Source organism: Castellaniella sp. UC4447_H14, assembly GCF_052978285.1.
Window position 1 is genome coordinate 835,209 of the sequence record NZ_CM129666.1, and the last position, 21,956, is coordinate 857,164.

A 21,956-nucleotide genomic window follows, 5' to 3' on the forward strand; every position below is an offset into this window, starting at 1 on the left:
CATCGAAATTCACATTAAAAAAAAGTCGCAACGTACTGATTTATATGATTATTTACAGAAACCTCGAGGTGTGCAAAAAATAGCCAATCGACTGCTGGATGGCATGGATCATGCGCTTTGCCGGTCTTGTGCACAGAATTATCCACAGAAATTGTGGATACCCCGAGAAAACCCAATCCCGCCACGGACTTCCACCATATGGACGCCAAAACGGCGCCGCAAAAGGCGCCCCGGCGAACCCCGAACACTGGCCCAGTCGCTTTAGAATAGGGCTTCGCCTCAACGCGGCACCGCTCACAAAGGAACTGGATCGTGCTGGATATCATCCAAGCGGCCGGCTGGCCCATCTGGCTGCTCGTCGCCACCTCAGTCATCACACTGGCCATCATCATAGAACGTTTCCTCGCGCTGCGAACCGGCCAAGTCATGCCGCCGGGACTGCCCGAGCAGGTGCTCGAACTCATGCGCCGCCAGCAGGACGAGCCCGACGCCATCCTGCGGCTCGCCCGGCGCAGCCCGATGGGGCGCATCCTGGCGGAAGTCGCCGTCCAGCGCCAGCAGGACGATGCCTGGCGCCTGTCGGCGATCGAAGAAACCGGACGCGACATTTCGTGGCGCCTGAACCGCTATCTTCCCGCCCTGGCCACAATCTCGGTCATCGCCCCACTATTGGGACTGTTCGGTACCGTGGTCGGCATGATCGAGATCTTCGGCGCGTATACCCCTAACAGCGGGGACCCCAGCCTCCTGGCGCACGGAATCTCGATCGCGCTGTACAACACGGGATTCGGCATCCTGATTGCGGTGCCTGCGCTGGCCTTTCATCGGTACTTCCGCTCCCGCGTCGACTACTTCCTGCACACCATGGAACGCGAGGCTGGAACACTGAACCGCCTCATCAGCCGGCACCGCCCATCATGAACTTCCGTCACGATGCCGGGCATGAGGACCCCGAGATCAACCTGATCCCTCTCATCGATGTGCTTCTCGTGATCCTGATCTTCCTGGCTGCCTCGACGTCGTTCAGCCAGCAGCGCCAGCTCGACATCTCGTTGCCGCAGGCGAGCGCCGATGCCCCCGACCAGATCCCCGTGCTGACACTCGCGATCAGCCGGGACGGCCTCTACGCGCTGGACAACAACTACGTGGACGCCGACACGGACGAGAGCCTTGCAGAGGCGCTGCGGCGAGCGGAACAGGCCCGGCCCGGGGCGGCACTGCGGATCGACGCCGATGCGCTTGCGACCCATGCGTCGGTGGTCCGTGCGCTGCAGGCCGCTCGACTGGCCCATATCGCCCGTGTGCACTTCCTGACGCAGACCCGGCCATGAGCCGCGCGGCCGAGGACTTCATGCTCCGCCTCTGGGACCGGCGCGGCGTTCTCAGCACGCTCCTGCTCCCGCTGGCGTGGGTCTACGGCCGGATCACCGAATGGCACATGCGCGCCCAGGCGCGCACCGCATGGAGAGCGCCGGTCCCCGTCATCGTTGTTGGCAATATTCTCGTGGGTGGCACCGGCAAGACCCCAGTCTGCACCGCCGTCTGCGCGGCCCTGCAGGACCACGGCTGGCGTCCCGGGCTGGTGAGCAGAGGATACGGCGCCCGCATCGGCACGGGCCCGCATCTGAGCGACGAGGACTCTTCAGCGCAGTACCTGGGAGACGAACCCGCCCTGCTGCATCAATCCACCGGCGTGCCGGTAGGCGTGCACCCCCGGCGCGCCCTGGCAGCCCGTACGCTGCTGGAAGCCCATCCCGAAATCGACGTCCTGATTGCCGACGATGGACTCCAGCACCGGGCGCTGGCGCGCGACCTGGAAATCATCGTGCAGGACCGCCGTGGCACGGGCAATGGCCGGTTGTTGCCGGCCGGTCCGCTGCGTGAACCGGCCGCGCGACTGGAACGAGCCGACTGGGTGATCACGAACCTGGGCGCTGCGGACCGGGCGACCGGACATGAAGGGCCGGGGCAAAGACGGGTCACCATGAGGCTGCTGCCACAAAGCTTGACCCAGTTGTCGACGGGAACCCGAATGGGTTGGCCCGAATGGTTCGAGAAGCACGCCGGTCGACCTTGCAGCGCGGCGGCCGCTATCGGGCATCCAGAACGGTTTTTCGACATGCTGGAAGCGGCCGGTCTGGTGCTTTCGCGCACGCTACGGCTGGCTGACCACGGCCGCCTGACCGCCACGCAACTCCAGTCCTGGCCCGACGGGCCCATCCTGATCACCCCCAAGGACGCCGTCAAATGCGCCGCCCCACACGACCCCAGGCTATGGGTCGTGCAGGCCAGGCCGGCATTCGATAACCCCTCCTGGCTGGACAGTCTCCGGGAAACGCTGCGCGGCCTCGAACACAGTGCCCACAAGCCGGGCGGCAGGCATTAAACTGTGGGCTTTGCCACTGACTGCGACGCCCCGTCCATGGAAAACCGCCTGCTGCAGATTCTCGTGTGCCCCGTGTGCAAGGGGCCGCTGCGCTTCGACCGCGAACACCAGGAACTCTGCTGCTCCGCGGACAGGCTGGCGTACCCCATCCGCGACGGCGTCCCGGTCATGCTGCCCGACGAGGCCAGATCCCTGGATCCCGCATCCGCGCACGAGGCATGAGCTTCGTCGTCGTCATCCCGGCGCGCGCCGGTTCGACCCGGCTGCCGGGCAAGCCGCTGCTGGATATCGGAGGGTTGCCCATGGTCGTGCGTACGGCTCGCCAGGCGGGCCGTTCGGGCGCGACCCGGGTACTGATCGCCACCGACCACGAAGCCATCGCGCAGGCCGCGCGCCAGCACGGCATCGAGGCTCTGCTCACGCGCACCGATCATCCGACCGGCACGGATCGCCTGGCCGAAGTCGCCACCACGCTGGGGCTGGGGAACGATGCCATCGTCGTGAACGTGCAGGGCGACGAACCGCTGATCGACCCCACGCTCATCGATGCCGTCGCCGCGCTGCTGATGCAACATCCCGACGCGGCCATTGCCACCTGTGCAAGCCCGATCCACGATCCGGACACGCTCTTTGATCCCAACGCGGTCAAGGTCGTCTGTGACGCGCGCGGCCAGGCACTGTACTTTTCGCGGGCGCCCATTCCGTGGCACCGCAACGCGCTTGCGGACGGTCGGCAACGGCTGGCCCCGGGATTGCCCGCCTGGCATCACATCGGGCTCTACGCCTATCGCGCCGGCTTTCTGCGGCTGTTCCCCACGCTACCATCAGGCGCACTGGAGAAGGTGGAATCCCTGGAGCAGTTGCGCGCACTCGAGCAGGGATTTCGAATCGTGGTGCATCAGGCCGCATCCACGCCGGCACTCGGCGTGGACACGGCCAATGACCTGGCCCGTGTTCGGGCACTATTCCGGGACGGAGAGGCCCGGCATTCGACCTGATGCCATGCAGGGGCGGCGGCCTTGCGGCATAATCGGAAAAAATTTCAAAAATGAGCATCTTTCGGAGGAAATCATGCGTTTGATTCTGCTGGGCCCCCCAGGGGCGGGCAAAGGCACGCAAGCCGCATTCATTACTGAGGCCTTCGGGATCCCACAGATCTCGACCGGTGACATGCTGCGCGCAGCCGTCAAGGCGCAGACTCCTCTGGGGATAGAGGCGAAAAAGATCATGGACGGCGGCGGACTGGTTTCCGACGACATCATCATCGGACTGGTGCGCGACCGGCTGCAGCAACCCGACTGCAAGCGCGGCTACCTGTTCGATGGTTTCCCGCGCACGATCCCCCAGGCCGATGCCCTGAAGACAGCCCACATCACCCTGGACTACGTCATCGAAATTGCCGTTCCCGAAGAACAGATCATCGAACGCATGAGCGGGCGGCGGATCCACGTCGCCAGCGGCCGCACCTATCACATCCGCTTCAACCCGCCCAAACGCGAGGGGCTGGACGACGAGACCGGCGAACCGCTGATCCAGCGGGCGGACGATCACGAAGACACCGTGCGCCACCGCCTGGCGGTCTATCGCGACCAGACGCGCCCGCTCGTGGATTATTACTCGAGCTGGGCCGCTACCGGCGATCAGGATGCGCCTCACTACGCCAAAATATCGGGCGTGGGCACCGTGGACGAAATCCGTGCACGCATCCTCGATATCCTGCGCTCCTATCACACCGCCTGACTGAAACTCGACACAATGGACATCCGGGACAAGCAGTTCATCATCACGGGCGGCGCCTCGGGACTCGGGGCCGGCACAGCCCGCGCGCTGGTCGCTCACGGCGCGCGGGTTGTCCTGGCCGACATCCAGGACGAAGCGGGACAGGCACTGGCCCGGGAGCTCGGCGGCACCTACGTTCGCTGCGACGTGACGGCGGAGGCCGACGCACAGACGGCCGTCGATGCCGCGCTCGCCCAGGGTCCGTTGTGGGGACTGGTGAATTGTGCCGGCATCGCACCGGCCTCGCGCACCGTGGGAAAACACGGACCGCACGACCTGGCGCTCTTCAGGCGTGTGATCGATATCAACCTGGTGGGCAGCTTCAATATGGCGCGCTTGGCGGCGCAGGCCATGGCGGACAACCCGCCGCAATCCTCGGGGGAAAGAGGCGTGCTGATCAATACGGCGTCCGTTGCGGCCTACGACGGACAGATCGGCCAGGCGGCCTACGCAGCCTCCAAGGCGGGCATCGTCGGTATGACGCTGGCGATCGCGCGCGACCTGTCAAAGCTGGGGATCCGCTGCATGACCATTGCCCCCGGCATCTTCGCCACGCCCATGTTGTTCGGCATGCCTCAGGACGTACAGAACTCGCTGGCCGCCAGCGTGCCATTTCCATCCCGTCTCGGGCGCCCCGAAGACTACGCCAAGCTGGTGCTCAGCATCCTCGACAACGAGATGCTCAACGGTGAAACCATTCGCCTGGACGGGGCCATCCGCATGGCTCCCAGATAAGGCCGCATGAGTCTGCTGCGATCGGCGGCCACGATCAGCGGCCTGACCCTGTTTTCCCGCGTCACCGGCATGGTGCGCGACGTGCTCATCGCAGGGGTGTTTGGGGCTGGGCCGCTCACCGACGCCTTCTGGGTCGCGTTCCGCATTCCGAACCTATTGCGACGCCTGTTCGCAGAGGGCGCTTTCTCCCAAGCCTTCGTTCCCATCCTGGGCGAAGTGCGCCAGCGCGGCAACCACGCCGCCCTCAGGCGCCTGCTGGACCGCGTGGCGCTCGTGCTGTTCGCATCGCTCTGCCTGGTGACGCTGCTGGGTATCCTGGGCGCGTCCTGGGTGGTGACCGCCATGGCCACTGGCATGCGGGAGGCTTCGCGCGCCCATGAGTTCCGGGAAGCAGTCTGGATGACGCGACTGATGTTTCCCTACATCATCTGCATGTCGATGGTGGCGTTTGCCTCGGGCGTTCTGAATACATTCAGCCGCTTCGCGGTCCCGGCCGTCACGCCGATCCTGCTGAACCTGGCCATGATAGGCGCCAGCCTGTGGCTGGCGCCTCACTTGTCGCAGCCCATCCACGCCCTCGCGGCAGGCGTCATGATAGGTGGCGTACTGCAGCTCTCCGTGCAATGGCTCGCGCTCGGCGGGCTGGGTCTGCTGCCGCGCTGGGGCGACGGGCTGCGGACCGCCTGGCACGATCCCACCGTGCGCCGGATCCTGCGCCAGATGCTGCCGGCTACACTGGGGGTTTCGGTCGCCCAGCTCTCGCTGCTCATCAACACCAACATTGCCACCTGGCTGGCTCCCGGCAGCGTCACGTGGCTGTCCTTTGCCGACAGGCTCATGGAGTTTCCCACCGCCCTGCTGGGCGTAGCGCTGGGGACCGTCCTGCTCCCCAGCCTGTCAGCCGCCCACGCCAGCCAGGATCAGGCCCGCTACAACGCCCTGCTCGACTGGGGACTCCGCCTGGTCCTGCTGCTGGGGCTGCCGGCGGCGCTGGGCATGGCCCTGCTTTCCGACGGGCTGGTTGCCACGCTGTTCAACTACGGCGCCTTCGCCGCGCGCGACGTGGCCCAGACACGCCTGGCCGTCATGGCCTACTCCGTGGGCTTGCTGGGCCTTCTGGCCATCAAGATCCTGGCCCCCGGCTTCTATGCCAAACAGGACATCCGTACCCCGGTGAAGATTGCCATCGCCGTCCTCGCGTTCACCCAGCTCATGAACGTGGTGCTGGTCCCATGGTTCGCCCATGCGGGTCTCGCTCTGTCGATCGGCCTGGGAGCCACCGCCAACGCACTCTGCCTGGTGATCCTTCTGCGCCGGCGCGGCCTGTACGTCCCGCTACCCGGCTGGACGCGATTCGTGATGCGCATCGTGCCGTCCCTGGCAGCCTTGGGGCTGGTACTCGTCTGGGCGCAGCGCCATCTGGACTGGATTGCGCTCGGACATCACCCGGGCGAGCGGGTCGCATGGCTGCTGGCGGTACTGCTGGCCGCCGGACTGGCTTACTTCAGCACCTTGTTTTTATTCGGTTTTCGGCCTAGAGACTTTACACGCAGGCAGACCTAAGATAGAATCTTTTGTCTTTGCTTCTCAGTTCAAGCGACCGTTTCCAACCAAGGTTAACGAATAGCACTCTATGGCCAATTCTGCACAAGCTCGTAAACGCGCCCGTCAGGCCGTTGCCCACAACAAACATAACGCCAGCATGCGCTCTATGCTGCGCACTGCGATCAAACGCGTGCGCCAGGCAGTGGACGCCGGCGACAAGGCTGCCGCCAATGACGTCTTCAAGCAGGCCAGCAGCGTGATCGACCGTGTGGCCGACAAGCAGATCATCCACAAGAACAAAGCCGCGCGTCACAAGAGCCGCCTGTCGGCTGCGATCAAGGCCATTGCCTGATCATCGGGAGCGGCTTGAACTGAAAAAAGGACGCCTCGCGCGTCCTTTTTCATTGACCACCATCAGCCGCCCGTCTTCCGTACCCGGCGCCGAGCGGCGAAGCCGCCAGCGGACGCACGTGGCGCCTCAGGCGCCCTGCCGCCCCAGCAGCAGGAACTCCATCAGCGCCTTCTGCACGTGCAGTCGGTTTTCAGCTTCGTCCCAGACCACGCTTTGGGGCCCGTCAATGACTTCGCCGGTGACCTCTTCCCCGCGGTGCGCAGGCAGGCAATGCATGAAGATCGCATCGGGATGAGCGGCCGCCATCAGGCGCCCGTCCACCGACCAGTCGGCAAAGGCCAGCCGGCGGGCCTCGTTCTCGGCCTCGTAGCCCATGCTGGTCCAGACGTCCGTCGTGACGAGATCCGCACCTCTGCAGGCATCGGTCGGGTCATCGAATTCACGCACCACGGAAGCGGGCAGCGGCCCTACCCGCAAGGGATCGAGCTTGTAGCCGACCGGCCCCGACACATGCAGCGTGAAGCCCATCAATTCGGCAGCCTGGATCCACGTGTAGGACATGTTGTTGGCATCGCCGATCCAGGCCACGGTCTTGCCGCGAATGGGACCGCGGTGTTCGACAAAGGTCAGGATATCGGCCAGAATCTGGCACGGATGGTATTCGTTGGTCAGGCCATTGATGACCGGTACTCGGGAATGGGCCGCAAAGCGCTCGATGCGGGTCTGCTCGAAAGTCCGGATCATCACCAGATCCACCATGCGCGAAATCACCCGCGCGGTGTCCTCGATCGGTTCCGAGCGGCCCAACTGGGATCCCTGGGTGGTCAAGTAGATGACCGATCCGCCCAACTGATACATGCCTGCCTCGAATGACACCCGCGTGCGCGTGCTGGCCTTCTCGAACACCATGGCGAGGTTCCGGTCGTGCAGCGTGTGATGGGGCAGATAGCGCTTGAACTTGTCCTTGATGAGCCGTGCGCGTTCGATGACGTAATGGATCTCGTCTTCGGAAAAATCACGCAATTGCAGGAAATGCCGCAAAGGCCCGGTAGCGTTGGCGCTGGACATGAGAAACCCTGTGTAAAACGTTCATCTTACCGTGCGCCCAGGGCGCACGCAAAACCTCGATCGGATACAATGCGCGGCGAAGGGGAAGACGTGCACCAGCCTCGGAGGAGCCCACACGGCGATTCCGGGTGCATCCCGCCTTTGGAAACAACATGAGCCACCCTGTCCAGCATTTGATCATCCACGGTAGGACCCTGGAGGGCCAACGATTCCGGCCCAGTGACTGGGCGGAGCGACTGGCTGGCGTGCTGTCCCAATTCAAACCGGCGGGCTCGACCCATAACCCATTTGCCTATTCGCCCTACGCCACGCCGCGAGTCGTAGAGGGCGTGCCCTGCGTTCTGGTCGACCATCGCCTGCGCCAGCTCGAGCCGCTGGCCTGGAAATTCGCTTGCGACTTCGCCGAAAGCAATCGCCTGAAGACCACAGACGTGAGCCAGGATGAATCGGCGCAGGACGCCACCGGGGACGGTGCCGCATCCGCCCCAACGCCCTGACCTTTCCTTTCTGATATCGCCCCGCCGCATGTCCCCGGCCGTGCTGCACGGCGGGCGGACCGAAGGTTGTCCGCCGTACCTGCGTGGCCGTCGCCACTCGCCAATCAATCCTTCGGGGTGTCCCGCTTGAGCTGCGGAATATCCGACGGGCCGGTCTTGGACAGCAGCCCCACCTGGGTATAGGTGAACAGCTTCTCGCGCGTATCCACGATGTCCAGATTGCGCATGGTCAACTGGCCGATGCGGTCAAGCGGCGAAAACATGGATTCACCCTTCTCCATGGTCAGGCGCTCCGGGTGATAGGTCAGATTGGGTGAACGGGTATCCAGAATGGAATAGTCGTTGCCTCGGCGCAGTTCCAGTGCGACCTCGCCCGTAATGGCACGTGCGACCCAGCGCTGCGCGGTCTCACGCAACATGATGGCCTGCGGGTCGAACCAGCGGCCCTGATAGAGCAGGCGGCCCAGCCGGATGCCGTTGATGCGGTACTGCTCGATGGTGTCCTCGTTGTGGATGCCGGTCACCAGCCGCTCGTAGGCGATGTGCAGCAACGCCATGCCCGGCGCCTCGTACACGCCGCGGCTCTTGGCCTCGATGATGCGATTCTCGATCTGGTCGCTCATGCCCAGCCCATGGCGCCCACCGATACGATTGGCCTCCAGCATGAGCGCGACCGGATCCGAAAACTCGACGCCGTTGAGCGCCACGGGCTGTCCCTCGTGGAACCGGACAGTGACCTCTTCGCCCTTGACATCGGTCGCCTGCTTCCAGAATGCCACGCCCATGATGGGGTCCACGATATGGATGCCGGAATTCAGATGTTCCAAGTCCTTGGCCTCGTGGGTCGCGCCCAGCATGTTGGAGTCCGTGGAGTAGGCCTTCTCCTTCGACATCTTGTAGTCGAAGCCGTTTTCCTGCAGGTACACGGACATCTCCGCGCGCCCGCCCAATTCATCAATGAAGCGCTGGTCCAGCCATGGCTTGTAGATCTTGAGATCAGGATTGGTCAGCAGCCCGTAGCGATAGAAACGCTCGATGTCGTTGCCCTTGAATGTGCTGCCGTCGCCCCAGATGTGCACGTCGTCTTCGCGCATGGCCGACACCAGCATGGTGCCCGTCACGGCGCGCCCCAGCGGCGTGGTGTTGAAGTAGGTCACCCCGGCGGTAGAGACATGGAAGGCGTTGCATTGCAGCGCAGCGATCCCCTCGGAGACGAGTTGGGCCCGACAGTCGACCAGGCGCGCGCCCTTGGCCCCGTAACGCAGCGCCTTGCGAGGGATTTCGTCGTAATCGGCCTCATCGGGCTGCCCCAGATTGGCCGTGTACGCATAGGGCAGCGCCCCGTTGTTCTTCATCCACAGCAGCGCCGCACTGGTATCCAGGCCACCGGAAAAGGCAATGCCGACTTTCTGCCCGACCGGCAGGTTCTCGAGTATGGTTGTGCTCATGGGGCTCCGAAATAGCCAGAGAAAAGACAATCTGGCATTATATCGCCGCAGCGAAGGGCACCCTGCCCCACGCCTCGGTTCTCGCCGGCAAGGCGCCGCTGGCTGGAATTTTCTATGCTAGAATGCTGCTCTTTCGGGGACGTAGCTCAGCTGGGAGAGCGTCGCGTTCGCAATGCGAAGGTCGGGAGTTCGATCCTCCTCGTCTCCACCAGATATTCATGCGGATTTCCGCACAATTGGGCCACCTGAACGGGTGGCCCAATTGTTGCCGGCTACGTCGCCATTTCCAGGCCTCCCCGGGAAGACGTACACCTATCCGCTGTTTCATGTGAGGCGGTGCATGGCTATGGGACAATGAATCATCGATCACCCACGAAAAGCCCATGACGCCGTCAAACCGGGGGCCAACCCTATTCACAGCGCTGTGTAGCGCCATGCTGGCGCTTGTCACCTTTTCATCCGGCGCCCAGACACCAGGCGGAGTTTCCGCCTTGCACCGTGCTGACGCGGAAGCTCCGCTTATGGTCCCGGGCGTCAACGTCGCCAATCCCGACCTCTTCGAGGGCGCGCAATCATCAGATGCACCCATGCCATCGTGGTTCGAGCGCGGCAGGCCGGGAGCAGACGCGCTCCTTGCCCTCCAAACACTTGCCGATGCGAAGGCGCAGGGCCTGAACCCGCAGGATTACCACGTCGCGGAAATCTCGCAAGCCTTTCAGCAGGCTGCCCACAACCGCGCAGAGCCCGCCATGATAGCCGGCAGGCTCGACGACCAGCTCACCGAGGCACTGGTCCGGTATCTGCGCGACCTGCACCAGGGCCGACTGAACCCCGACGTCCTTCAACATCACTTCAAGGTCCCGCCCCCGGCGACGTTCGACCCCAGGAGCATCATCGCCAACGCCCGCATCGCTGGCGACCTCGCGCAGGCCCTGAACGATGCGATGCCCAAAGTGCCCATGTACGAACCCTTGCGCGCGATCATGAATGCATACCGTGCCATGGGCCTGCCCCCCGCTTGGCAGAGAGCACTTCCCGCATTGCCCGCCCGCGGACTCAAGCCAGGCGATGCATACACAGGGCTTGCCACCCTGGCCGCGCGCCTGCGTGCGCTGGGCGATCTGCCCTCCTCCGCAATCATTCCTGCACTCTATGAAGGCGAATTGGTCGATGCGGTCCAGCGCTTCCAGATCCGCCACGGACTGGATAGAGATGGCGTGATCGGGCCCATGACCGTGGCCCAACTTGAAGTCACTCCGGCGCAGCGCGCAAAGCAGATGGCGCTGACGCTTGAACGTCTGCGCTGGACGCCGCTGCTCTATGGCCAGCGCATGATTGTGGTGAACATTCCCGAGTTCGTGTTGCGCGCCTACGAAACTCAGGGCAATCGCGTCGAGCTTGACCTCGAGATGCGGGTGATCGTGGGTCGGGCACTGGATACGCGCACGCCCATTTTCCTGGAAGACATGCGTTTCATCGAATTCAGTCCCTATTGGAATGTACCCCGATCAATCGCGCGTGGCGAAACATTGCCGAAGCTACGCCGCGACCCGGGGTACTTTGCACAACAGGGGTTCGAGTTTGTCACCCAGGACGGCAAGATAGTGAGTTCGCTGAGCAGCGAGGCCATCGACAAAGTCCAGCGGGGGGACTGGCGGATACGGCAACGCCCGGGTCCACGTAATGCCCTGGGGGACATCAAATTTATCTTCCCGAACGATCAGAACATCTACCTTCACCATACCCCGGCGCCAGAGCTGTTTTCACGCGTGCGCCGGGACTTCAGCCATGGCTGCATCCGCATCGAGTCCCCGGCGCAACTCGCCCTCTTTGTGTTGCACGGCAACCCCCAATGGCCGGAAAACCGGATAGAAGAGGCTATGAAAGGCGGTCAATCACGCACCATAAGGCTCGAGCAACCCATACCCGTTCTGATCGCCTACAGTACAGCCGTTGTCAAAAACGGTGGTAAAGTGTATTTTTACCCCGACATCTATCAGCAGGATGCACGCCTTGAGCGCGCGCTGCGCAATGTCGGTCTCGCCCACTGACGGTTGCGGCAACACGTACCATCTCGCGCCGCGCACTGGGCATCCACATTTTTCGGTATTCCCAATGGCGACTCCTCCCAGCGCCGCACGCCGACGTTTTCTCTCGGCTGCCTCGGGCTTGGCCGTCCTGGGCACTCTGCCCACAATCGCGCGGGCCACCTTTCAAACCACGTCCTCGTCCAGGAATCTGGCGATGGACAACACCCACACACGCGAAAAAATCCAGCTGATCTACGCGGTGGGTACCCGATATGTGCCAAAGGCGCTTACCGATCTTAACCACTTTCTGCGCGATCACTACTCCGGACACATCGGCAGGATGGACGCCGGCCTCTACGACATCATGTACTCGCTGCGCGCGGCGCTGAAGGTGCATACGCCGTATGAAATCATTTCAGGCTACCGCTCCCCGGAAACCAACGAGCGGTTGCGCACCACGCGAGGCGGCGGCGTTGCCCGGCACAGTCTGCATGTGGATGGAAAGGCAATCGATCTGCGCCTTCCCGGCGTTCCACTCATGGAGCTGCGCGACGCCGCTCTTGCGCTCAAAGCGGGCGGCGTGGGCTATTATCCAGGCAGCAATTTCGTGCACGTCGATACCGGCCGCGTGCGCACTTGGCGCGGCTAACGCTCCCACGCTTTCGTGTTACGGTTCCACGCAAACGAAACGCGCTCGTTGACCTCTTGATTCATGCCGGGCTTATTTCACCAATGTGACGGGAACGTCGACCAAGCTCAGCACCTTGGTCGCAACCGAGCCCAGAAACAGCCCCGCAACAGAGCCCAGTCCTCGCGTGCCCATGGCGATCTGCCCGCATCCATTCTCTTTGGCAAAGCCATGGATGGTTTCCGCAATCGGACCGATCGCGATGTGCGTCTGGTAGGCCACCCCGGACTTTCCCAGCATGGTCTCGGCAATCCGCAACGCCTGGCGCCCCTCATCCTGGTAATAGTCATCGATAATTTCACCCGAGATGAATCGCTTGACGTTGCCCGAGATGATCGGGGCCTGTACCGTCAGGACATGCAGAGTGATATCGTCGCGATCCTGGGCCGCCCGAATGGCGAATTCAACCGCACGCAACGAGGAAGCGGAGCCATCTACTGGGACGAGAATGGTATTGATATTCAAGAAACTCTCCTGGAGGCGGGGCTGCCCGTGTCATGCACGATCATAGCCCTGGAACGGACGCGCCGAGGACTCCCTTCGCCTTCCTATGTCATTCCTTTGACGAAGATCAACTCGCAAGCCAACCGAACTGGCGCCTGCCGCTGTCAGGCCTGCCCAAGCCTCCCTGACAACAGCCGCTGTAATATCCACCCATCGCCTCGAATCCAGTTTCCCACCATGGCCCTCACCGAACCGGTCGGTTCTCCGCGCCACTGCGGCCGGCAGACGAATGTCCAGGTACACGAACATGTCCGGGGAATGGCGCCAGCCCGGTAGCAGCATGAGCACATTGCCGAACTCCCCTTACTCCTCCTTTGCCGGCAGTCCTTTGCATGGCGTGCTGCTGGTACTGTGCGCCGGCTTGCTGTGGGGCACCACCGGCACGGCCCAGAGCTTTTCGCCGGGCCTCTCACCGTATTGGGTGGGGGCGTTGCGTCTGCTCGCGGCCACTCTCTTTTTCCTCGTCTACGCCAGCTGGCGTCTGGGGCCCGCGCGTCTGCGGCGTGAACTGGCCAATCTGCACTGGAGGCAGGCCATCTGGGCGGGAGCTTGCATGGCCGGCTACAACCTGACATTCTTCGCTGGCGTGAAAATCACCGGCGTAGCGGTCGGCACGGCCCTGGCGCTGGGCAGCGGTCCGATCTGGGCGGGATTGTTGCAAATGACCGCGGGCACGCGGCCCAGCGCTGGCTGGTGGCTGGGCACCCTGCTGGCCGTCGCAGGCGGGGTGCTGCTGGTCATCGGGCGTGGCGGCGCCGTGCGGGCGGATCCGCTCGGCATCGCGCTGTGCCTGGCCGCAGGCTTGACCTATGCGGTGTATGCGCTTCTCAACAAGCAACTTGTCCGCCACTCGGCGCCGGCTGTCACGACGCTGGGCGTCTTCTTCGTGGGCGCCGTGCTCGCTCTTCCGGCAGCGGGGCTGCAGGCAGGTCCGCCGCACATCACCGGAACGGGCTGGCTGGTGGTCGGGTTCCTGGGAGTGGCTGCCACTGGCGTCGCTTACCTGCTATTTACCACCGGCTTGCGCAGCATCAGCGCCGCCAGCGGCGTATCCCTGGCGCTGATGGAGCCGGTAACCGCCTTCGTCCTGGCCATCGTGGTGGTGGGCGAACAGCCGGGATCCGCAGCCTATGCGGGTCTGGCGGCATTGCTGGCGGGGCTGGCTATCGTCATCCGGGCCGAAACGCATGGCGCCCCGCGACCATGATCTCCGCCGGACAGGGGATGCAGGCTCCGGCGCGGGGGGCGCATAATTCAGCAGAATTTGTTGCAAACTCAGACACTGGCGCACGCTGCGAGGTCGGCGCCAGCGGCCAATTTCCCTCTTGATGGGATCCAAAATAAATGAAAACGATTCTGAAACTGGCGGCTTGCGGCGTCGTGGCTTGGGGGGCCTGCATCGCCCCGGCGCAAGCCGACGACCTGCTCGTCCGCGGCGACTATCTGATGAATGGCGTGGTCGCCTGCGCCAATTGCCACGCGGCCCGCGATGACAAAGGCAACGTCCTGAGCAACCTCGGGCTATCGGGCGGCATGGTTTTCGAGGCGCCGGTATTCAAGACCTACGCTTCGAACATCACGCCCGATCGCAAGACAGGCATCGGCAACTGGACCGACGCCCAACTGGCCCGCGCGATCCGCGAAGGCATCCGGCCGGACGGCTCGCTCATTGGTCCGCCCATGCCCGTCCCGTTCTATCGCAATCTGTCCGACCGCGACCTCAAGGCCATCATCACCTACCTCCGGAGTCAACCGGCGGTCGAGCATGCCGTCCCGGCTTCCAGCTACAAAGTTCCCCTGCCTTCCAGCTACGGACCGCCGGTCCCCCATGTCGGCACGCCTGACGCGACGAACCGGGTCGACTACGGGCGGTACCTGGCGCAAATCGGCCATTGCATGGACTGCCACACACCGCGCGATGCGCACGGACAGCTTGTGATGGCCCAACTAGGCGCAGGCGGACAACTCATCCCGGGGCCGGGCGGCGTCGCGGCCGTATCCCGCAACCTGACGCCTGACGCCGAGGGTTTGCGGGACTGGACCGACGCACAGATCGAAACAGCGATCCGAACAGGCGTCGACAAAAACGGCCAGCCGCTGGCGCGAATCATGGCTTTCGACTGGTACCGAAACATCAGCGAACCGGACATGAAGGCCCTGATCGCCTACTTGCGATCGCTGCCGCCGCTACCTACGCCAACGCAGCATTGACGAACGGCGACTGGTCCAGCCGCGCAAATGCTGTATCCTGAGGCCCTGCACTCGGCACAGCGATAGAGGTCTCCGCTCATGCGTTATGTTCACATCGAGCGCCGCGAATCCGTGGCCATTCTGACACTTGACCGGCCGGAACGACGCAACGCGCTCGGCTCCGAGCTGCTCAGCGGGCTGGTCGCCGCGTTCACGCAATTGTCTGGCGAGACGACGGTCCGCTCGATCGTGATCGGCGGCGCCGGCAAAGGCTTTTGCGCCGGAGCGGACCTCAAGGAATTTTCGGGGGACGATCGAGACGCCGTCTCCCGCCTGAATCTTGAAATGGGCGCATTCGTACGCTCCATTCCGCTGATGTCCAAGCCGGTCGTTGCCGCCGTCGATGGCTTCGCGCTGGGTGGTGGCCTGATGCTCGCAATATCATGCGATCTGGTGGTGACTACCCCGGGGGCGCGCTGGGGACTGCCAGAAGTGTCGCTCGGCTGGCTACCTGGCTTCGGCCTGAGCACGCTCGTGGACCGGGTCGGCCTTGCCCGGGCACGACGCATCGCGTTCGGCGCGGAGCCATTCAATGGCGCCGAGGCGGTTGCGATCGGGCTCGCCGACATCCTCAGCGAGGAGCAGACGGTGCTCGACAAGGCGCTGTTCCAGGCGCAGAGGCTGGCCGCCCTGCCACCGCGCGCCGTCGGCTCCGTCAAACACTACTTCTCGCTCATGGCGCGTAATGCCGAGACAATGGACGTGTTCGCCAACCGCGTCTACGCCCAAGATGCCGAGAGTCCCGAAGCGCTCGACACGATGCGCGAGCGACGCGGTGAACAATAGGCGCAGCCGGCGTTCACCAGGGAAGGTCTGAGTCGCCCTGAAGATCGATGCCCTTCAGGAGCAGACCGTCTTTCGTGTCGAACAGGTACAGCTTGTCGGCGCCGCAGGCAACCGCCACCGAGTCGCCCATCGCGATCCGGCGGCCGGGCTCGATCTGGGCCGTCATGACGGTCTTCCCCACCCGCACCTGCATCAGAGTAAAGGCGCCCAGAGGCTCGATGACTTCGACGATGCCGGTCAGGCGACAAGAATGGTCGTCCCGCCTCGACAGGTGCAGGTGCTCGGGCCTTATTCCGACGCAGATCCGCGCATGATCCCTGGCGGCCGCGCAACCGGCCTGATCCAGGATGAGCGAGAAGTTCTCGCCCAGCGCCCTGTCCCCGTCCAGCGTGGTCTCGAGAAAATTCATGGACGGCGTCCCGATGAATCCCGCGACAAACCGATTGGCCGGCCGCTGGTACAGATTGTTGGGGGTATCGATCTGTTGGACCAGGCCGTCGCGCATCACGGCGACGCGCTGCCCCATGGTCATCGCCTCGGTCTGATCGTGCGTCACGTAGAAGGTGGTGACGCCCAGGGTCCGGTGCAGCTTGATGATCTCCGCGCGCATGTCCACGCGCAGCTTTGCGTCCAGGTTGGAGAGCGGTTCATCCATCAGGAAGACCTGCGGCTGACGCACGATCGCGCGTCCGAGTGCGACGCGCTGGCGTTGCCCCCCGGAGAGCTCGCGCGGCTTGCGCTCCAGCAGCTTTTCGATCCCGAGAACTTGCGCGACCTTTTCCACGCGCTCCTTGATGTCGGCCTTGGCGAATTTCTTCAGCTTGAGCGAAAACCCCATGTTCTCGCGCACGCTCATGTGCGGATATAGGGCATAACTCTGGAACACCATCGCGATGTCGCGGTCCTTCGGTTCGACGCCATTGACGTTGATCCCGTCGATGAGGATGTCGCCATGCGTATGCTCCTCCAGCCCCGCAATCATGCGCATGGTCGTCGATTTGCCGCAGCCCGATGGCCCTACCAGCACGACGAACTCCCCATCCTCCGTGACCAGGTTGAAGTCGCTCACGGCGAGCGCCGCGCCCCCCGGGTAGCGCTTTCCGACATGTCTCAGTTCAACGATCGCCATGAACTCTCACCTGAATGAATGAATCCTCCAACGGCAGCCGGCCACTGCGGGATCTCGTCGCGCAGGTCATGCTTTCGTCCTTGCGAGCGCCGCCGTGATCTCGGCGGTATGTTCCCCCAGCTCCGGGGCGCGGGTGCGAGGCTCGGTATTCGTGCCTGAAAACCGGAAAGGGGTGGCGAGAACGCTGATCTGGCCCATGTCGGGGTCCTCCAGGCTGACGAAAGAGCGGCGTGAGCGGGCCAGTTCGCTGCCCGGCACGTTCTTGACGGGTTCCACGGGACCCGCCGGAACACCTGCCGCCTTCAGGGCTTCGATCGTCCTGCGCGCCGACCCCAGGCCGCGCGACCAGGTTTCGATGCGCTGACGCACGGCGCCATGGGCCTGGATGCGCCGGGCATTGGTGCTGAAATCTTCGGGGGAAGCCCCCAATGCATCATCCAGCAGGCGGCTGAGGCGGCCCCACAGCACTTCGGTGCCGGCGGCCAGCACGAACGCCGCATCGGGCGCTTGATAGACTCCATAGGGAACCACCTGCGGGTGTTCGTTGCCATTGCGTGTCGGATCGACCTCGCCATTTCCGACACACACCTGCATGAGCGCGATGTCGTGATAGGGCAGGCACGAGTCGAACAGCGAGATGTCGATGTACTCCCCGGCCCCGCCTTGGCTCAGTTTCTTGTACAGCGCCGTCACCACGGCGCCGTAGGCGTGAACCCCGGAAGACACGTCGGCCAGAGAGACGCCCAGCGGCAACGGCTGCCCGTCCGCCTCGCCATTCATGTCGATGACGCCGGCCATACCTTCGGCGATAATGCCCTGCCCCGCCTGTCCGGCCAACGCGCCGCTGTTCCCGAATGCCGAAATCGAGCACATGATGATCTGCGGGTTCAGCTTGCGAAGGTCTTCAAACCCCAGCCCTTTGGCAGACAGGCTCCCCGGGCGCATGTTTTCGACCACCACGTCCGCCTGGGAGATCAGGTCGCGCAGCCGTGCCACGTCGGCCTCGTTGCGCAGGTCGGCCACGATGCTTTTCTTGCCAGCGTTGAGCCAGGCGAAGTAGCCGCTGTGGCCGGGACCCAGTTGCGGCGGCAGCACTCGCGACGGGTCCCCGGACGGGGACTCGACCTTGATCACTTCGGCGCCCATGTCCGCCAGCAATCGCGTGCAATAGGGGCCGGCGAGAACCTGCGTGAAGTCGATGACGCGCACGCCCGCCAGCGGCCGGGTGTCGGGCGCCGCATCGTGCGTCGAGGGATTGCGTGATTCCGTGGTGCTCATGTCTGTATTTGCTCCCGGGGCTCTACCCCTTGACCGCGCCGGCAGTGGCGCCTGCCAGCACATAACGTTGCGCCAGCATGGAGAACAGGAGAACGGGCAGCACGACGAGGATGCCGGCAGCCGCCATTTCACCCCAGAAGATGTTGCCGTCCGCGATGAACCCGATGATGGTGACAGGGAGCGTCTGCGTGCGCTGCGATGTCAGAACCAGGGGATAAAGGAAATCGTTCCAGGCCTGCACGAAGTTGAAGATCACTGTCGCGAACAGGCCCGAGCTGATCAGCGGCAGCGTGATGCGCATCATGGCGCCGAATCGTCCCAGGCCATCGATCATGCCGCTTTCTTCAAGGGAAGCGGGCACCTGCCGGATGAAGCCGGTCATCATCCAGACAACGAAGGGAACCTGGAAGGTGCTCTCCGCGATGATCATCCCGGCATAAGTGTCATTCAGGCCCAGGAAGCCGAAGAGACGGTAAAGCGGCAGCACCAGAGAGACGGCGGGAACCATGCGGATGAGCAGGTACGCGGCGAGCAGCGCGTTTTCCCACTTGATGCGAAAGCGCGCAAAACCGAACGCGGCGATGGTGCCCAGGAAGGTGGACAGCAGCGTGGAGCCGACTGCGATCACGATGCTGTTGATTCCCGCGTCGAAGAAATTGTCGATCCTGCCGGCCTGGTAGAGGGAGGTGAGCTTGCCGCCCAAGCCCATCACGTTCTTGTAGTGGTCAAGCGTGGGCGTGAAGAACCACGCGGGAGGAATCTGGAAGGTCTCGCTCCGATCCTTGAGCGACGTGAGCAAGAACCAGACGACGGGCGCAAGCGCAAGCACCAGCGCGATGCAGATCACGGCCAGAGGAATCCTGCGCCGAAAGGCCTTCAGGCTGATGGACAGCATCGGCGCGCCTCCTTGGAATCGTTCATTTGCAGTTGCGTCCTGTTCATGCAACGTCGCTGCGCAGCACAGAGCGCACCATGGGAATCGCAACCACCATCGCGATGAGAATGAGCAGCCAGGACACAGCGGCCCCACGGCCAAAATCAAAGCGCTGGAATGCATCCACATAGACCATGTAGCTGAGCGTCTCGGTGGCTCTGCCCGGACCGCCATTGGTCAAAACGAAAATCACGTCGAAGACTTTGAGCGACGTCAGGGCACGCGTCAGCGCCACGACGAGCAGGACGGGCTTGATGAGCGGCAGCACGACCCAGCGCACCATTTGCATCGAACTGGCGCCATCGATCGATGCGGCGTCGATCACGTCGCCCGGCATGGATTCGAGCGCCGCGACCGCCGAAATGATGACGAAGGGAGTCCACTGCCACAGGTCGACACCGATGATGGCCCAGATTGCAACGTCCGGGCTGCTGAGCCACGAGATGGGTGAAACACCCACGAGACCGAGCAGGTAATTGAGGATGCCGTAGCTGCGGTCCATGATCAGCAGGTACATGAGCCCGATCACCACCGGCGGCACGCTGAACGGGATGATGAGCAGCAGCCGCACCAGCTTGCGGCCGCGCGTGAGCCTGACCAAGAGCAGCGCGAGGGCGGTGCCGAGGATCATCTCGGCCGCAACCGTCGCCCCCGTATAGATCGCCGTGACCCTGAGCGCGTTCCAGAAGCTGGAATCACTCAGCACATCGATGTAGTTCTGGATCCCGTTGAAGTGCGGCGCCTGGACCGACGTCGCGCGATTGAAGGTGAGGCTCGTCCAGAACGAGTAGACGAGGGGCACAAGCGTCGTGGCGGCGATGTAGACGAGGCCAGGAAAGATAAGCACATAGGGAAACGCCCGCCGACGCCACGGTGGCTTGCGTTCGATGTCGCCGTCGTGCATGTGTCTTCTCTCCGTATCAGGGGATCTGGCGCAAGAGGCTGATGTGCGCCATGAGCGTACTATCCAATGTCCGCCGGGCGCCATCCGGCGATTCCCGATCCTCAGCGGGGGATGGGCGCGCTGCCCGCCCAAGCCGCTGCGGCGAACCGGAACAGCCTGGGAACGGGTGTGGCTCAGTTGCCGATCTGCTTTTTGGCGGCATCGGCCATCTGCGTGACGCCCTGTTCGACCGTCAGCCCACCCGTCACGACGCGCGCAAGGATGGTGGACATGGCATCGTCGATCGCGGGCCAGGCCGGCGTGCGCGGGCGTGGCATGGCAACCTCCTCAGCATCGGCCTGCGCGCTGAACCAGGGGAATTTTGCCGACAGGTCCTTGTCCCTCAACAAGCTCGTGCGAAACGGCGTGCCGCCCAGGTCGGCCACCTTGCGCGACATCGCGGGGCCGGTCGCCCAACGGATGAATCTGAAGGCGTCTTCCTTGTTGTGTGAACTCGCCGGAATGGTGAGACCCCACCCGCCGATCACGGCCGCCGGCACTTTGGCGACCGGCGCGGCCGTGAACGACATCTTGCCGGCAACCTTGGACTGCTTGGGCTCCAGCATGACGGCAGCGGTGTCGGTCCACTGCACCGCCATGGCGACCTCGCCCTGCGAGAGACCCGTCGTGAGTCGCTCGTAAGCCCAGTTCGTCACGTCTTCCGGCGCGGATTTGCGCAGGCTGACGTAGTACTCGAGGGCCTGGCGCGCCTCGGGGCTGTCGAGAATCACCTTGCCGTTGGCATCGATCACGCCGCCGCCGAAGGTGGACAGCCACTGGAAGTACTCGGAGGTGAGGTTATGGCTCTTCTTCATCGTCAGGCCTGTCCCGTAGACATTGGGCGGCGCGTTGAGCTTCTGCGCATAGCTGCGATACTCTTCGGCCGTCTTGGGCGGCTGCTTCAGGCCAGCGGCGTCCAGCAAATCCTTGCGGTAGTACGTGATGTAGGACGCAACCTGCCAGGGCATTCCCACCTGCTTTTCATTCCAGCGGTAGAAATTCAGCAGCGCATCGGGGATGCTCTTGAGGTCGTATTCGGCCGGCGTCAGTTTCGCATCCTTCAGGTATGGCGTGACATCCGCCAGCACACCCTTGGTGCCGTAGAACGGCATGGAATCGCCGCGAATGCTGATCACGTCAAACGAAGTTCCTGATCCGAGCAGCTCCGTCGACGTCTTGTTGTTGATCACCTCGCCGCCGATGATCGTCAGGTTCACCTTGATGCCGCTTGCCTTCTCGAAATCGGGCAGGTTCTGCTGCGTGAAGCTGGCGATCGGGCCGGCGAACAGCATGACGTTGATCTGGCCACCTTTCGCCTGTGCCGGCGTGGCCGCCGTAAACGCCGTTGCGGCGCACACGCAAAGCGCTGCGGCCGATGCCCGGAATGTGCCTGTTGTGTTGCCTGCTTGTCTCATATCCTGTCTCCGACGACTGGTTATTGGATGTCACTACGGCGTGTCAGGGCCCGAACGATGGCCATACGGCAAGACCTCATGACACTGGATGCTTCAAATGCTTCGTGTATTCGCTGCAAGAAACTCCGCCGACAATCGATAACACCTGTTTTAGCCTCCGTACGATATCTGCATGACGCATCCATCGAA

The 21,956-nt window shown here is 63.5% G+C and carries 23 protein-coding genes and 1 tRNA gene; 16 read left to right on the top strand and 8 right to left on the bottom strand.

What is annotated here, in order from left to right; genetic code table 11:
- Window positions 1-312: 312 nt before the first annotated feature.
- The 9 genes from ACVCMJ_RS04050 to rpsT all read left to right on the top strand — a co-directional run bounded on the left by ACVCMJ_RS04050 (window position 313) and on the right by rpsT (window position 6,797).
- Window positions 313-921, top strand: a complete 609-nt coding sequence (locus tag ACVCMJ_RS04050; RefSeq protein ID WP_447080165.1) for a MotA/TolQ/ExbB proton channel family protein — start codon at window positions 313-315, stop codon at window positions 919-921.
- A complete protein-coding gene (locus ACVCMJ_RS04055; RefSeq protein ID WP_447080166.1) occupies window positions 918-1,331 on the top strand; it encodes an ExbD/TolR family protein in 414 nt (137 codons plus the stop codon). The genes ACVCMJ_RS04050 and ACVCMJ_RS04055 overlap by 4 nt, the downstream gene beginning before the upstream one ends.
- Window positions 1,328-2,386: a tetraacyldisaccharide 4'-kinase gene (lpxK, locus tag ACVCMJ_RS04060; RefSeq protein ID WP_447080167.1), complete on the top strand. Its 1,059-nt coding sequence runs from the start codon at window positions 1,328-1,330 to the stop codon at window positions 2,384-2,386. The genes ACVCMJ_RS04055 and lpxK overlap by 4 nt, the downstream gene beginning before the upstream one ends.
- Window positions 2,387-2,422: 36 nt before the next feature.
- A complete protein-coding gene (locus ACVCMJ_RS04065; protein WP_447080168.1) occupies window positions 2,423-2,608 on the top strand; it encodes a Trm112 family protein in 186 nt (61 codons plus the stop codon).
- A complete protein-coding gene (kdsB, locus tag ACVCMJ_RS04070) occupies window positions 2,605-3,384 on the top strand; it encodes a 3-deoxy-manno-octulosonate cytidylyltransferase (RefSeq protein ID WP_447080169.1) in 780 nt (259 codons plus the stop codon). The genes ACVCMJ_RS04065 and kdsB overlap by 4 nt, the downstream gene beginning before the upstream one ends.
- A gap of 73 nt (window positions 3,385-3,457) precedes the next feature.
- A complete protein-coding gene (gene adk, locus ACVCMJ_RS04075) occupies window positions 3,458-4,126 on the top strand; it encodes an adenylate kinase (RefSeq protein ID WP_447080170.1) in 669 nt (222 codons plus the stop codon).
- Window positions 4,127-4,141: 15 nt separating this feature from the next.
- On the top strand, window positions 4,142-4,900 hold the full coding sequence (locus tag ACVCMJ_RS04080; protein ID WP_447080171.1) for a 3-hydroxyacyl-CoA dehydrogenase: 759 nt from the start codon (window positions 4,142-4,144) through the stop codon (window positions 4,898-4,900).
- A gap of 6 nt (window positions 4,901-4,906) precedes the next feature.
- On the top strand, window positions 4,907-6,463 hold the full coding sequence (murJ, locus tag ACVCMJ_RS04085) for a murein biosynthesis integral membrane protein MurJ (RefSeq protein WP_447080172.1): 1,557 nt from the start codon (window positions 4,907-4,909) through the stop codon (window positions 6,461-6,463).
- A gap of 70 nt (window positions 6,464-6,533) precedes the next feature.
- Window positions 6,534-6,797: a 30S ribosomal protein S20 gene (gene rpsT / locus ACVCMJ_RS04090; protein ID WP_447080173.1), complete on the top strand. Its 264-nt coding sequence runs from the start codon at window positions 6,534-6,536 to the stop codon at window positions 6,795-6,797.
- Window positions 6,798-6,923: 126 nt separating this feature from the next.
- Here rpsT and argF read toward each other — a convergent pair whose 3' ends face one another.
- Window positions 6,924-7,865, bottom strand: a complete 942-nt coding sequence (gene argF, locus ACVCMJ_RS04095; RefSeq protein ID WP_447080174.1) for an ornithine carbamoyltransferase — start codon at window positions 7,863-7,865, stop codon at window positions 6,924-6,926.
- A gap of 152 nt (window positions 7,866-8,017) precedes the next feature.
- On the opposite strand from argF, the gene ACVCMJ_RS04100 reads away from it, so the two are divergent.
- Complete coding sequence (locus tag ACVCMJ_RS04100; RefSeq protein WP_447080175.1) at window positions 8,018-8,362, top strand: DUF3579 domain-containing protein; 345 nt, start codon at window positions 8,018-8,020, stop codon at window positions 8,360-8,362.
- Window positions 8,363-8,466: 104 nt separating this feature from the next.
- On the opposite strand, the gene argG is transcribed toward ACVCMJ_RS04100, so the two are convergent.
- Window positions 8,467-9,810, bottom strand: a complete 1,344-nt coding sequence (argG, locus tag ACVCMJ_RS04105) for an argininosuccinate synthase (protein ID WP_447080176.1) — start codon at window positions 9,808-9,810, stop codon at window positions 8,467-8,469.
- Between the two features lie 135 nt (window positions 9,811-9,945).
- Here argG and ACVCMJ_RS04110 point away from each other — a divergent pair.
- From ACVCMJ_RS04110 to ACVCMJ_RS04120, 3 genes are all read left to right on the top strand, one after another.
- A tRNA-Ala gene (locus ACVCMJ_RS04110) sits at window positions 9,946-10,021 on the top strand.
- A gap of 223 nt (window positions 10,022-10,244) precedes the next feature.
- Window positions 10,245-11,861, top strand: a complete 1,617-nt coding sequence (locus tag ACVCMJ_RS04115; protein WP_447080177.1) for a L,D-transpeptidase family protein — start codon at window positions 10,245-10,247, stop codon at window positions 11,859-11,861.
- Between the two features lie 64 nt (window positions 11,862-11,925).
- Complete coding sequence (locus tag ACVCMJ_RS04120) at window positions 11,926-12,489, top strand: YcbK family protein (protein ID WP_447080178.1); 564 nt, start codon at window positions 11,926-11,928, stop codon at window positions 12,487-12,489.
- Between the two features lie 72 nt (window positions 12,490-12,561).
- Here ACVCMJ_RS04120 and ACVCMJ_RS04125 read toward each other — a convergent pair whose 3' ends face one another.
- Window positions 12,562-12,993 (bottom strand): universal stress protein, encoded by a 432-nt coding sequence (locus ACVCMJ_RS04125; protein WP_447080179.1) that lies wholly within the window; start codon window positions 12,991-12,993, stop codon window positions 12,562-12,564.
- 319 nt (window positions 12,994-13,312) lie between these two features.
- On the opposite strand from ACVCMJ_RS04125, the gene ACVCMJ_RS04130 reads away from it, so the two are divergent.
- From ACVCMJ_RS04130 to ACVCMJ_RS04140, 3 genes are all read left to right on the top strand, one after another.
- On the top strand, window positions 13,313-14,239 hold the full coding sequence (locus tag ACVCMJ_RS04130; protein ID WP_447080180.1) for a DMT family transporter: 927 nt from the start codon (window positions 13,313-13,315) through the stop codon (window positions 14,237-14,239).
- 137 nt (window positions 14,240-14,376) lie between these two features.
- On the top strand, window positions 14,377-15,243 hold the full coding sequence (locus ACVCMJ_RS04135) for a c-type cytochrome (protein ID WP_447080181.1): 867 nt from the start codon (window positions 14,377-14,379) through the stop codon (window positions 15,241-15,243).
- Window positions 15,244-15,321: 78 nt separating this feature from the next.
- Window positions 15,322-16,068 carry an enoyl-CoA hydratase/isomerase family protein gene (locus ACVCMJ_RS04140; protein WP_447080182.1) on the top strand — a complete coding sequence of 249 codons (747 nt, stop codon included), beginning with the start codon at window positions 15,322-15,324 and terminating at the stop codon, window positions 16,066-16,068.
- Window positions 16,069-16,081: 13 nt separating this feature from the next.
- On the opposite strand, the gene ACVCMJ_RS04145 is transcribed toward ACVCMJ_RS04140, so the two are convergent.
- From ACVCMJ_RS04145 to ACVCMJ_RS04165, 5 genes are all read right to left on the bottom strand, one after another.
- Window positions 16,082-17,197, bottom strand: coding sequence for an ABC transporter ATP-binding protein (locus ACVCMJ_RS04145; RefSeq protein ID WP_447080183.1), 1,116 nt, complete (start codon window positions 17,195-17,197; stop codon window positions 16,082-16,084).
- Between the two features lie 66 nt (window positions 17,198-17,263).
- Window positions 17,264-18,475 carry a CaiB/BaiF CoA transferase family protein gene (locus ACVCMJ_RS04150; protein WP_447080184.1) on the bottom strand — a complete coding sequence of 404 codons (1,212 nt, stop codon included), beginning with the start codon at window positions 18,473-18,475 and terminating at the stop codon, window positions 17,264-17,266.
- A gap of 22 nt (window positions 18,476-18,497) precedes the next feature.
- Window positions 18,498-19,370 carry a carbohydrate ABC transporter permease gene (locus ACVCMJ_RS04155; RefSeq protein ID WP_447080185.1) on the bottom strand — a complete coding sequence of 291 codons (873 nt, stop codon included), beginning with the start codon at window positions 19,368-19,370 and terminating at the stop codon, window positions 18,498-18,500.
- A 43-nt stretch (window positions 19,371-19,413) separates the two neighbouring features.
- The gene (locus ACVCMJ_RS04160) at window positions 19,414-20,313 is read right to left on the bottom strand and encodes a carbohydrate ABC transporter permease (RefSeq protein ID WP_447080186.1); all 900 of its coding nucleotides are present in this window, start codon (window positions 20,311-20,313) and stop codon (window positions 19,414-19,416) included.
- Between the two features lie 173 nt (window positions 20,314-20,486).
- Window positions 20,487-21,767, bottom strand: a complete 1,281-nt coding sequence (locus tag ACVCMJ_RS04165) for an ABC transporter substrate-binding protein (RefSeq protein WP_447080187.1) — start codon at window positions 21,765-21,767, stop codon at window positions 20,487-20,489.
- Between the last annotated feature and the right edge of the window lie 189 nt (window positions 21,768-21,956).